The sequence below is a fragment of the Paenibacillus sp. CB74 genome, assembly GCF_055687625.1.
This window is the reverse complement of the sequence record NZ_CM146009.1, coordinates 3,155,728-3,168,141: the sequence shown is the minus strand read 5'-3', so window position 1 is coordinate 3,168,141 and position 12,414 is coordinate 3,155,728. Positions and strand designations below refer to the sequence as shown.

Sequence of the window (12,414 nt, the reverse complement as noted above, 5' to 3'; positions counted from 1 at the left end):
CAGCGAGGTAACACGTATGAATGTTAGAACGAAGGAGGCCGATCACGTGCGAGAACAGATCAATGGTAGCTGGTATGCGGCACGTCTTCGTGTACGCTATCAAGAAAGTGACCAGATGGGCGTGGTCTACCACGCGAACTATTTAAATTGGTTTGAAATCGGTCGAACTGAGATGATTCGCCAAATGGGGTATACATATCGTAAAATGGAGGAACAGGGGTTACTGCTTCCCGTAACCGGACTGGATGTGAAGTATCACAAGCCTGCCCGATATGATGATGAGATTATCATTTTCACCCGTATTGCTGCATTTAGTGGTCTGCGACTGAACTATGAGTACGACATAAGACGCATGTCTGAAGAACCTGATGAGCATATGGCGATTGGAGAACGGGTATGGTCAGCTGATGAATCACTCCCCGGAGAACGGCTGGTTACAGGTTCTACCCAGCATGTGTGGGTAAATGGAGACTGGAAGCCAGTTCGGCTGGATAAGGCAGCCTCTGAGCTATACAGCGCGCTTGAAAAGGTGTGGCTTTCGGGAAAGGGGTAATACGTCAATGCGAAAATGGATGTGGGCTTTACTCTTAATCATTCCGGTGATTGAATTATTTGGTTTTATTCTGATGAGTGACTGGATCGGAGCCGGAAAGACATTGCTTCTCATGATTCTCACGTCCTTGATTGGTATAGCAATGTTGCAGTTTGAAGGGCGAAAAGTACTTGTAGACGCCAAATCCGAGATGGAGCGTGGCAAGGTACCTGGAAGAAAAATGGTCGATGGACTTTTTATTTTTGTCGGTGGTTTCTTGCTCTTGATTCCAGGTTTTGTAACGGATCTGATCGGGTTTACACTGATATTTCCATTAACACGTCCGGTTTATCGTCTGTTCTTCCTGGGATGGCTGGAGAAAAAAATGAAAAGTGGCAAAATTACGTTTTATCGTCGTCCGAAATGAAACACCAGTTGTTTTGCATAATGGAAAAGGCTCCGCTCAGCAGATGATTTCTGTTGAACGAAGCCTTTTCCGCTTTTCCTGTGTACTCATCGCATAGGATGATGCCTCATCGGACACGTCCGTTGATGATATACGTTCGGAGGTCGCGTAATACGTTAGCCCGATTGAACGCATCGAGAATCACGAGACTGACAGGGCCAATAATTAAGCCCAGAACACCGAACAACTTCAAACCCACGAACATGCCAACCAATGTGGCGAGTGGGTCGAGCCCTACACTACTTGCAAGTACCTTCGGCTCAATAATCTGACGGGCAATCAGTAAAATCAGATAGATAATACTAATGCCAATGCCCAGATACAGATCCCCGTTCATAAACAGGTATGCAGCCCAAGGTACCATGACCAGACCAACACCCAGGTAAGGAAGCAGATCGACCAGACCAATAAACAGAGCGATGGTAAATGCTGACTTCACTTGCAATATAAGCAGTCCAATCATGACAAATAGTGCTGTAATTGAGATCATGATCAATTGTGCTCTTACATACCCAAACAAGGCCTTTTTCAGGTCAGTCCATATATCTGATATGGGCTTGCGAATGGAAGAGGGCACCCAGCCCGAGACGGTGATACTATGCCGGGTCCAACTTTTGCTGATGAAGAATGTAGACAGCAGAACAACAATTAACACCGCGCCCATGTTGGGCAGGGAAGTCAGGAGACTCAGAACCATATTGAAAAATCCGGTGACCAGATCCGTCACGGCTGTACCTACCGTTTCGGTCGTTTTGCTGATATTGCTGTTAATGGTTTCCTGGTAGTTGGGATTCTCTTTGTAAAATTCATTGATCTGCCCAATCAAACTCTGAATGGTGTCATTCTGGGTCCAGCGCACAAATGTGTCCTTGATTTCATCCACATGAAGATCAAAGCTTGTCGTAAGTGAAATGACTTCTTTTACCATGCGGGTAATCGCCGCTGATAGCACCACCGCAATGGCACCAAAATAAACGATCAATGAAAGAGTCACAGCCAGCCAGCGGGGGAACCGTGCTCGATGCTGAAGCAGTTTCACTAATGGATTCATGGCATAAGCGATAATCCAGGCAATCGCAAAAGGATACAGAAGCGGGAACAGCAAGTATATGGCAACAGCGATCAGAATGGTCGCAATGATAACCCATAAGCCGCGGAGCAGACGTTTCAGTATAATTTTATCCAAGCATCAACTCTCCTTATTTCAATTAAGCCGACCTATGTATGATCTATAAAACAGTATTAAGAATAGATGGCTATCTTAATTAATATAGAGCATTTACCACGTTTTGAAACGCCGGAAGGTTACCAGAGCTTGTTTAAGAGCTAACATTTTGAGCAAGCTCCGCCTGGATTCTTTCTTTTGCCTAGAGTATGCCTTAGTATTACAGAATATAGCAATATAAAGTTCTTCATACGACAGAATTGTTTAAAAAACATTAAATGTCAACCTTGTTTTTGTAAAGGCTTTCAAAAATGCTTTATCGGTCCGATAAAGAAGTTTGATGTGCGAATGAACTCTCATCATGTTCACATAAACGACAAAATCCAGTATGATGTTATAAGTAAATACCGATTGACAGATAGGAAAACCGCATTTTGAAATATTTGTTAATTTTAAAATGAAAATGTTTACAAAAAGAGGATAGGTGCACTTTGGCACTTATATGCACTCTGGAATGGTTCCTGATTTCGCTTATTAAAGGAGAGATGTAATATGACAGCTACCAAAGGTCTGGAAGGCATCGTTGCAACAACCTCTTCGATCAGTTCTATTGTAGACGGTGTGCTCACATACCGTGGTTACGATATCGACGATTTGGCTGAACATGCCAGCTTTGAAGAAGTTGCCTATTTGTTGTGGTTTGGTAAATTGCCAACAACGGATGAACTGAAATCCCTTCGTAAAAGCCTGAGCGATTACGCGCCGATTCCGAGCGAGTTGATTGCACAAATCCAATTGTATCCGAAAAACGTCAGTACCATGGCAGCACTTCGTTCCGCTGTCTCTGCACTTGCACTGTACGACGAGCAAGCTGATGAGATGACAACAGAAGCGAATGAGAACAAAGCGGTTAAGTTGCAAGCACAGTTGCCAACGATTGTGGCAGCCATCGCCCGTATCCGTCAGGGAAAAGAACCTGTGGCTCCAAAAGAAGGCGCTTCCATCGCAGAGAACTTTTTATATATGATGACTGGTGAAGAACCATCCGAGACCGCAGTGAAAGCATTGGACCAAGCCCTTGTCCTGCATGCGGATCACGAGTTGAATGCTTCGACATTTGCAGCTCGTGTAACGGTTGCTACGCTGTCGGATATCTATTCCGGTGTAACTTCCGCCATTGGCGCACTGAAGGGACCACTGCATGGTGGTGCTAACGAAGCCGTTATGAAAATGTTGAATGAGATCGGTACGCCTGATCGTCTTGAAGCGGCAATTCAGGAAAAATTGAATAATCGTGAAAAGATCATGGGCTTTGGACATCGGGTGTACAAAAACGGTGATCCACGTGCCAAGCATCTACAGAAGATGTCCAGAGAACTTGGCGAGATGAACAATGATACGCGCCTTTATGATATGTCAGTGAAGATCGAGGAACTGGTTACAGGACAAAAAGGACTGAAGCCTAACGTAGACTTCTATTCTGCTTCTGTATATACCCAACTGGAGATCGAACAGGAATTGTTCACTCCGATCTTTGCCATCAGCCGGGTGTCTGGATGGACTGCGCATATTTTGGAACAGCTTGCGGACAATCGCATCATTCGTCCACGTGCGGAGTACACTGGCCCTACAGAACAGAAATACGTTTCTATTGAACTTCGCTAATAGCCACAAAAACAGTATAATAATATGGACGAGGTGAAGGGTTGGAAAGTAGAGGCGTTACTAGCTTAAGCTCTCAGGACCCTTCTCTCCACAAGACTAGTGGTATGATGAATACTGCATATATGAAACCTAGGAGGAATTTTAACTATGAAATTAGAAAAATTTGCTCACCCAACTGAAGGCGAAAAAATTCAAATTGATAACGGTACACTTCAAGTACCTAGCAACCCAATCATTCCATTTATCGAAGGTGACGGTACAGGCCGTGATATCTGGAAAGCTTCCAAACGTGTATTGGATGCAGCTGTTGAAAAAGCCTATGATGGCAACAAAAAAATCGCATGGTATGAAGTGTTTGCTGGACAAAAAGCATTCGATACATACGGTGAGTGGTTGCCGAATGATACATTGGAAGCCATTCGTGAGTATATCGTAGCGATCAAAGGACCATTGACTACACCAATCGGTGGCGGTATCCGTTCCCTGAACGTAGCCCTGCGTCAAGAGCTTGACCTCTACACTTGCTTGCGTCCTGTTCGTTATTTCGACGGTGTACCTTCTCCGGTTAAACGTCCTGAGCTGGTAGACATGGTTATTTTCCGTGAGAATACGGAAGATATCTATGCAGGAATCGAGTATGCTGAAGGTTCTGAAGAAGTGAAAAAAGTGATCCAGTTCCTGCAACAGGAGATGGGTGCTAACAAAATTCGTTTCCCTGAAACTTCCGGTATTGGTATCAAGCCAGTTTCTTCCGAAGGTTCAAAACGTTTGGTGCGTGCAGCAATTCAATACGCAATTGATCATAACCGTAAGAGTGTTACCTTGGTACACAAAGGTAATATCATGAAATTTACCGAAGGTGCCTTCAAAAACTGGGGATACGAAGTGGCTGAAGAAGAGTTCGCTGACAAAGTATTCACTTGGGCACAATATGACATCATCAAAGATAACGAAGGTACAGATGCAGCGAATGCAGCACAAAAAGCCGCTGAAGATGCTGGTAAAATCATCGTAAAAGATGCGATTGCCGATATCGCTCTGCAACAAGTACTGACTCGTCCAGGCGAATTCGATGTGATCGCAACCTTGAACCTGAACGGTGACTATCTGTCCGATGCACTTGCAGCGCAAGTTGGCGGAATTGGTATCGCTCCTGGAGCGAACATCAACTACGTAACAGGACATGCTATCTTCGAAGCAACTCACGGTACTGCACCTAAATACGCGGACAAAGATGTTGTGAACCCTGGTTCCGTTATTCTGTCCGGAGTAATGTTGCTTGAGCACTTGGGATGGCAAGAAGCAGCTAACCTGATCTACAAAGGTATGGAAACATCCATTAACAATAAAACAGTAACGTATGACTTTGCACGTCTGATGGATGGCGCTACTGAAGTGAAATGTTCTGAATTCGCGGATCAAATCATTAAAAACCTGTAAGGGGAGATGTGAATCTTGACTATTCAGCGCAAAAAAATCACAGTAGTCGGCGCCGGTTTTACCGGTGCCACGACCGCATTAATGCTTGCCCAAAAAGAACTCGGGGATGTTGTGCTGGTTGATATTCCTCAGCTGGAGAACCCGACGAAGGGGAAAGCACTCGATATGATGGAGGCAAGTCCTGTTCAAGGATTTGACAGTCATATCGTCGGTACTTCCAACTACGAAGATACTGCAGGTTCTGAGATTGTAATCATCACCGCTGGTATCGCCCGTAAACCGGGTATGAGCCGTGACGATCTGGTCAATACGAATGCGGGTATCGTGAAGTCCGTTTGTGAAAATGTGAAAAAATATTGCCCTGATTCCATCGTCATTATTCTAAGCAACCCGGTAGATGCGATGACTTATGCAGCTTATCAGACCCTTGGTTTTCCTAAAAACCGTGTTATTGGTCAGTCAGGTGTTCTGGATACAGCACGTTATTGTACCTTCATTGCGCAAGAGCTGAACGTATCTGTTGAAGATGTTCGTGGATTCGTTCTTGGTGGTCACGGAGACGATATGGTGCCTCTCGTTCGTTATTCGAGCGTGGGAGGCATTCCAATCGATACCCTGATTCCGGCTGACCGGATCGAATCCATCGTGCAGCGCACCCGTGTTGGCGGTGGTGAGATTGTGAATCTGCTTGGTAACGGCAGTGCGTATTACGCACCGGCGGCTTCACTTGTTCAGATGACCGAAGCGATTTTGAAGGACAAGAAACGTATCATTCCAGTCATCGCTTATCTTGAAGGTGAATATGGCTATCATGATCTGTTCCTCGGTGTACCAACCATTCTGGGTGGTAACGGCATTGAGAAAATATTCGAGCTTGACCTGACAACGGAAGAAAAAGCAGGCTTGGATAAATCTGCTGATTCGGTTCGTAACGTCATTTCAGTAGTAAAGCTGTAAGTTTGAGAACTTTTTGAACAGAAGCTAAAAGAAAACCTCCGGTAACCCGGAGGTTTTCTTTTCTTTGGATAAGATCCCCAGTATAATGGGATGTGATGTATAGCACACCGAAAATGTTGAGGAGGATGAAAATTTTGACAATGATTATGTATCTGCTCCATATTATTGGAGCACTGGCGATGGGATTTTATTTGATTCTGCCATTCGTGGTCGGTAAAATCCGTACTTTGAATGCTGCAGCACAAGAGGGAGCATTTGCATCGCTACGTTCTTTGAACAAAGTCGCGCAGTATGGACTTGTAATCCAACTTCTAACAGGCGGTTACCTGATGACAAAAGGTGAGTATTCTCATGTCTGGATGGCTGTTGTTGTTGTCCTTCTCTTGGCCATTGCCGCTATTGGAGGAATTATGGGCAAACCGCTACGACTCGCTGCAGAAGGTGTGAAAAACAAGCGTGATGTAGGTCCTGAGCAAAGCAAGATCCGTATGTTCAGTACACTTCTGGCTGTATTCTTGCTTATCATGGTGTATCTGATGGTGAATAATCAGGTCATCTAAGTGCGTAGCGGACGGTTAATCCATCCTACAACGATGTATTAGTCTCCATTGCTTAAGCGTTTGCAAACGTAATTAGGACAAGCTGAATGGGATGTAAGATAGCATTACGGGAAACAAATGAAAAATAGACAGCCACATCGGCTGTCTATTTTTGTTATTACCAAGATGAATCAGCATTTCTTGTTATATTTGAGTTGGTACTACAGCAGTCTTTACCATACATATCATCGTCCATTGCCATCAGACACGGTCTACATGGGTTAGGTTGCACTCACAGCATATGCACACACTGCATTTCGACCAATCCGCTTGGACTCATACAGCGCAGTATCAGCATCACGTAACAAGGATTCCAACGAATCAATGCCTCCATTGTATTGGGAGATACCAAAGCTTGAGGTCAGCGTAATAGGATTTCCCTTAACATCTAGGGGGGAATTCAACAAGGCAACTCTCAGTTGCTCTGCAAGTTCTTTGGCTTCTTGAAGAGAGGTATCCGGAAGGGCGATAACGAATTCTTCTCCTCCATAACGGGCGAACAACATCTCAGGGCTCAAATATCGATTACATACAGAGACTACATGGATAATGGCCTGATCACCTACATCATGTCCATAGGTATCATTGATGCGTTTAAAATAATCGATATCAAATAATATAAATGAAACAGGCTGCTGATTAAGACGAGCCTCGCTTAACATCTCCCGTCCTTTATGCAAAAAATGAGTGCGATTATAGATTTTGGTCAGACCATCGAAATAAGCCAGTTGTTTTAGCTGTTCTTGCAAGAAACGTTGTTCTGTTATATCAATGAGCATAATGAGGCTACCCACGATCTGTGCATCCTTGTTATACACATAAGATGTTCTGACCTGATAACAGACGGTTTCACCTGCTAACTGCCAGTACAGATCCGTTTGCAATCCTTCCTTCTCGTATTGAACGGGAAAAGTCTCACCGGCAAGAGTAAGCCATATCTCATCCAAGGGTTGTCCAATCATGGTGAGGTTAAGCTCTGGCAACATGTCACGAAGTGATCGATTATAATCTACCAGACGATTGGAACTATCCAGTACAATAACTCCTTCGCGCATGCTCTCGAAAATACTGTCTTTAGCAATCGGCACGATGGTCAGGAGACGAGAGGATAGAATGGCCCAGATATACATCGCAGATGTAATACACATGAGAACCGGCACGGGGTCCATCCCACCAGGTGTCAAGCCAAGCAAATACAGAAAAGCTGCGACCATAGGAATAATCTGTGAAGTAATCAGTGTAAGTAATTGTCGACGGTACATCTTCTTGGTGTGTTTCCATTGACCGATCAGAATGAGGCAGGCACACAACAGACATGAGAACGTGAATGCGCCGTGTACAACATACCATTGACCTACTGCGATATCCATCAGAGGTACGGGACTATCTTCTCTAAGCCATACTTTCTTATAAAAAAGATGATGAAAATCATTGGTTGCTACCATACATAGTGTAATGGAAGGGATTACAAACAATGCGGCAGTTACCTTTTTGGATAACGCTTTTCCTGTATATTTTATCATCAACATGAGGCCAAGAGATGCGGAGAAGGGCATGCCTATATACTCCACGGTGGTCCAAAACTTCATCTGCTCGAGCGTGTTGCTGGCCAGCTCAATTGCATATCCAAACGTGTATATGGAGAGTGCTGCTGTGTAGAGGATGAATATTTTGGAGCTGGGGATCTCGGATCTTCTGAAATAGGTATATAAACACAAAAAGACATTCAGCACGGCTGAAGTGGCTACGAGTGTTATATATGAATTAATATGCGATTCCATTGTCAGGTCTCCATGTTAGATTAGGATGATTAAACCAGTAAAAATGATAGCTAAAGCATATCTGTATACTGTACATTGTACCTCAGCCCAAGCAGCATAGGAATACACTTTGTATCATGAAACAGTCTAATTTCGAATAAATTTCGAATTCTGGCAATACAGGCTTTGAAGCAAATCGATTGTTTGATATCCAAAGAGCGTGGTAAATAACGAATAGAAGGTAGGACGCTGATAGAGACAGCACGCCGAGCCTTGAGTTGCTTTTCATCACAGAAGAATAATCTGGACTGTTCATGCCATCCTACAGAATGAGACTTTTTCAGAGAACGAAAGACAAGGAAGGTTACAGCTAAGTCCGTGTCTTCTGTAATCCAAACATGTTCACATTTTGAGAGGAGAATGTTAGATGTCAACCACACCACAAAACGAAAAAACAATGCCAGCACAGCATCAGGATCAACGACCTGGAATCGAGTCGGAGATGCATCCTAGACCCGAATTTGAAAAGCCTGAATACAAGGCAGCAGGTAAACTGACGGGAAAGGTAGCGCTCATTACAGGGGGTGACAGTGGGATCGGACGGGCTGTAGCTGTTACATACGCCAAGGAAGGCGCAGATGTCGCCATTGTATATCTGAGCGAGCACGAAGATGCCAAGGAAACGAAGCGCCAAGTGGAACAAGAAGGACGGAAGTGTATCTTGATAGCTGGAGATATTGGTGATGATGCCTTTGCGAAGAAGTCGGTTCAGCAGACGGTGGATGAATTGGGCAAACTGGACATTGTCGTGAATAACGCTGCGGAACAGCACCCACAGCAGAATCTGGAGGATATTACACCAGAGCAACTGGAGCGAACATTCCGTACCAATATCTTCGGCATGTTCTATGTGACGCAGGCAGCTCTGCCACATCTGAAGAAAGGCAGTACGATTATTAACACCACATCCATAACAGCTTATCGCGGTAGCCCGACCTTGCTTGATTATTCATCTACCAAAGGTGCCATCACTTCGTTCACTCGTTCTCTGTCGATGAATGTGATTGAGAAGGGAATTCGTGTCAATGCCGTTGCACCAGGGCCGATCTGGACACCGCTCATTCCATCCACCTTTGACGAGAAAAAAGTAAGTGAGTTTGGCGCAACCCAGCCGATGAAACGTCCAGGGCAACCGGATGAACTGGCTCCCGCATATGTGTATCTGGCTTCGGATGATTCATCGTATGTGAGTGGACAGGTAATGCATGTAAATGGCGGTGAAGTGGTAAACGGGTAATGCTTTTAAGATGATTCGGAATCCGTATAGGATTGATTATATAGAGAGACGTATCGCATTCAGCATGGCTGAGCGGTGCGTCTTTTTTATATCAGGGAATTGTGCAAGTCTAAGATGCGGTTTAGCAGCTGTTTACAAAAGTCTGCATCTGCGTTGATACATATATGATATGGTACGAATAGCTTGGCTGATTGGAAGTTCCCTAATCTGTGATATGATAGATCGAGCAAATTATACGCGGAGGGACAAGTCATATGAAAATGAGCAAACAGAATGCAGCGCATTATATATGGGGTGCACAGTGCGATGGCTGGCACCTTGTTCAAAACGATAAATTGAGCATCATTCATGAGCGAATGCCTGCAGGAACGACTGAAACACGACATGTTCATTCGGTAAGCCGTCAGTTTTTTTTCATCCTTAGTGGTGAAGCATATATGGAACTAAACGGAGAAATGTTCGTGCTGGAAACCCATGAAGGAATAGAGATTGCACCCGGAATGCCGCATCAGATGATGAATCGCAGCAACGAAGAAGTGGAGTTTCTCGTTATTTCCAATCCCGGCACCCGTGGTGACCGAATTGAACTGGATTCAATATAGAGCCAATTATTAGATGTTAATCTGATCATAAAGGAAGAGATAGATGAGACCGTTCCGAATTCGCCTTGCCATCATTATGATGGTGCTGATCGGTGTATCCGTCATTGTAGCTGGATATACAATGGGCAGAGTGTTTAAAACTACGCACATAACCGCATTGGAGCAAACCATGGTGCGGGAGATTAATTTGCTCAAAGCCACGTTTCCCTTCCATGATGCAAGTGATCCAACCTCGGAAGCCACACGAAAGTACTATTCAGATCGGGCGCTGGAACTGGATCGCCTCACGGATTCCCGGGTGACCTTCATCAATAAAGACGGCACCGTCATTGGAGATTCCGAGAGTAATCCGGCAGCGATGGATAATCACTTGAACCGGGAAGAAATTCTGGGTGCGGTTGGGGATGGATACGGGCAGTCTATACGGTACAGTGAAACACTGGGACAGGACATGCTGTATGTAGCACTACCTGTCAATTCGGATCAAAGTGACATGATTGAAATGCCCAGCGGCAAATTTGATGGCTACATCCGCCTTTCAATGAGTCTGCATGCGGTTGATCAGGGTCTTCAGCGTGGTTGGATGATTATGTTTGCTGCACTTGGACTGCTGTTCTTAATTGTCGCATTTGTCAGTTATCGGGTTGCACGCGGACTAACCTCCCCGATTGAGCATATTACAAAAGTGGCTCATCGAATCACCAAGCTGGAATACGATGCGAGAGTTGATGTAACGCGTAGAGATGAGATCGGACAGTTGGGGCTTGCGATCAACGGAATGGCAGACAGCTTGCAGTCCCAGCTGAAGACGATTCGTGACAATGAAGCCTTGCTACAGAGCGTCCTCGCGAACATGACCGGAGGCATTGTCATGATCGATGCAGGGCAATCCATTGCATTGGTTAATCGGGAAGCAGAGCGTATGCTCGGTATTCAGGCAGGAAAAGTTACGGGTAAGCCTTATACTGAATTGAAAAGACACTACGAATTAACACGTACCATTGAAGAGAGTGTTGCACTGAAAGATCGGATGCACGAAGAAGTGAGTGTGTTCAACCCGGAGGAAAAACTGATCCGTATTGATGGCGTACCCATGTCGGAAGATGATGGCGGGTATCGAGGCATGTTGTTCCTGTTGCAGGACGTGACGGCGATTCGCCGCTTGGAGTCAATGCGCAGTGAGTTTGTTGCGAATGTCTCACATGAGCTTAAGACACCTGTTGCTGCGGTCAAGGGCTTTGCCGAAACGTTGCTCAGTGGCGGGGTACAGGATAAGGAGACGGAGCGTTCATTCCTGAAAATCATCTATGATGAAGGAGATCGACTTAACCGATTGATTGGGGATATTCTGGAGTTATCCAAAATTGAATCCAAACGCGCGCCTTTGCAATGTTCACCTGTTCATGTACACTCTTTCTTCGAAATGGTGCTGGGCACCCTGTCCAAGGTGGCGGAGAAAAAGCAGATTCGTCTGGAAATGCATGTTCCGGAGGAACTGTACATTGAAGCGGATGAGGACAAGATGAAGCAGATCTTCATCAATCTGTTATCCAACGGAATCAACTATACCCCGGATGGCGGACGAGTGAAGTTACAGGTGACAATGGATAACGACGATGAAGTGGTCTTTGCGGTGTCGGATACAGGAATTGGCATACCGAAAAAAGATCTGCCGCGGATCTTCGAACGGTTCTATCGCGTTGATAAAGGCAGATCCCGTAATTCAGGGGGCACGGGCCTTGGACTTTCCATAGTGAAACATCTGGTGGAATTGCATCATGGCAAATTGTCTGTTGAGAGTGAGCTGGGCATGGGGACAACGTTCCGTGTGATCCTTCCATTCATTCAGGATGAAGAGATCTAGACATGAAGTAGGAAAATGTAAAAAGGTTGTTTTGTTTTACACCGCGTTAACAATTTAGTGCTATGAT

The 12,414-nt window shown here is 45.0% G+C and carries 11 protein-coding genes; 9 read left to right on the top strand and 2 right to left on the bottom strand.

Translation table 11 applies throughout. The features are described from left to right. Positions 1–46 precede the first annotated feature (46 nt). Together ACX9NY_RS13950 and ACX9NY_RS13945 are read left to right on the top strand one after the other, a co-directional pair. On the top strand, positions 47–553 hold the full coding sequence (locus ACX9NY_RS13950; protein ID WP_339241003.1) for an acyl-CoA thioesterase: 507 nt from the start codon (positions 47–49) through the stop codon (positions 551–553). Between the two features lie 7 nt (positions 554–560). Further along, positions 561–959: an FxsA family protein gene (locus ACX9NY_RS13945; protein WP_076209101.1), complete on the top strand. Its 399-nt coding sequence runs from the start codon at positions 561–563 to the stop codon at positions 957–959. Positions 960–1,065: 106 nt separating this feature from the next. On the opposite strand, the gene ytvI is transcribed toward ACX9NY_RS13945, so the two are convergent. Further along, positions 1,066–2,184, bottom strand: a complete 1,119-nt coding sequence (ytvI, locus tag ACX9NY_RS13940; protein WP_339303181.1) for a sporulation integral membrane protein YtvI — start codon at positions 2,182–2,184, stop codon at positions 1,066–1,068. 531 nt (positions 2,185–2,715) lie between these two features. Between ytvI and citZ the strand changes: the two genes are divergently transcribed. From citZ to ACX9NY_RS13920, 4 genes are all read left to right on the top strand, one after another. After that, on the top strand, positions 2,716–3,828 hold the full coding sequence (gene citZ / locus ACX9NY_RS13935; RefSeq protein WP_339241009.1) for a citrate synthase: 1,113 nt from the start codon (positions 2,716–2,718) through the stop codon (positions 3,826–3,828). Positions 3,829–3,975: 147 nt separating this feature from the next. Continuing rightward, entirely contained in the window at positions 3,976–5,268 is a 1,293-nt protein-coding gene (gene icd, locus ACX9NY_RS13930; RefSeq protein WP_076330335.1) for an NADP-dependent isocitrate dehydrogenase, read from the top strand. 15 nt (positions 5,269–5,283) lie between these two features. Beyond that, a complete protein-coding gene (gene mdh / locus ACX9NY_RS13925) occupies positions 5,284–6,225 on the top strand; it encodes a malate dehydrogenase (RefSeq protein WP_472478939.1) in 942 nt (313 codons plus the stop codon). A 134-nt stretch (positions 6,226–6,359) separates the two neighbouring features. Further along, positions 6,360–6,785: a hypothetical protein gene (locus tag ACX9NY_RS13920; protein WP_124113831.1), complete on the top strand. Its 426-nt coding sequence runs from the start codon at positions 6,360–6,362 to the stop codon at positions 6,783–6,785. 260 nt (positions 6,786–7,045) lie between these two features. Here the strand turns inward: ACX9NY_RS13920 and ACX9NY_RS13915 are convergent, their stop codons facing one another. Further along, complete coding sequence (locus tag ACX9NY_RS13915; RefSeq protein WP_472478936.1) at positions 7,046–8,605, bottom strand: histidine kinase N-terminal 7TM domain-containing diguanylate cyclase; 1,560 nt, start codon at positions 8,603–8,605, stop codon at positions 7,046–7,048. A gap of 406 nt (positions 8,606–9,011) precedes the next feature. Here ACX9NY_RS13915 and ACX9NY_RS13910 point away from each other — a divergent pair, with 406 nt between their 5' ends. From ACX9NY_RS13910 to pnpS, 3 genes are all read left to right on the top strand, one after another. Then, positions 9,012–9,881 carry an SDR family oxidoreductase gene (locus tag ACX9NY_RS13910; RefSeq protein WP_339241014.1) on the top strand — a complete coding sequence of 290 codons (870 nt, stop codon included), beginning with the start codon at positions 9,012–9,014 and terminating at the stop codon, positions 9,879–9,881. Between the two features lie 254 nt (positions 9,882–10,135). Then, complete coding sequence (locus ACX9NY_RS13905; RefSeq protein ID WP_339241017.1) at positions 10,136–10,483, top strand: cupin domain-containing protein; 348 nt, start codon at positions 10,136–10,138, stop codon at positions 10,481–10,483. 43 nt (positions 10,484–10,526) lie between these two features. Beyond that, positions 10,527–12,347 carry a two-component system histidine kinase PnpS gene (pnpS, locus tag ACX9NY_RS13900; RefSeq protein WP_339260130.1) on the top strand — a complete coding sequence of 607 codons (1,821 nt, stop codon included), beginning with the start codon at positions 10,527–10,529 and terminating at the stop codon, positions 12,345–12,347. Positions 12,348–12,414 lie beyond the last annotated feature (67 nt).

Bases quoted from the DNA above. Each gene is read 5' to 3' on its own strand.
- ACX9NY_RS13945 (WP_076209101.1), top strand. From the start codon at position 561: ATGCGAAAATGGATGTGGGCTTTACTCTTAATCATTCCGGTGATTGAA.
- pnpS (WP_339260130.1), top strand. From the start codon at position 10,527: ATGAGACCGTTCCGAATTCGCCTTGCCATCATTATGATGGTGCTGATC.
- ACX9NY_RS13910 (WP_339241014.1), top strand. From the start codon at position 9,012: ATGTCAACCACACCACAAAACGAAAAAACAATGCCAGCACAGCATCAG.
- ACX9NY_RS13915 (WP_472478936.1), bottom strand. From the start codon at position 8,605: ATGGAATCGCATATTAATTCATATATAACACTCGTAGCCACTTCAGCC.
- ACX9NY_RS13905 (WP_339241017.1), top strand. From the start codon at position 10,136: ATGAAAATGAGCAAACAGAATGCAGCGCATTATATATGGGGTGCACAG.
- icd (WP_076330335.1), top strand. From the start codon at position 3,976: ATGAAATTAGAAAAATTTGCTCACCCAACTGAAGGCGAAAAAATTCAA.
- citZ (WP_339241009.1), top strand. From the start codon at position 2,716: ATGACAGCTACCAAAGGTCTGGAAGGCATCGTTGCAACAACCTCTTCG.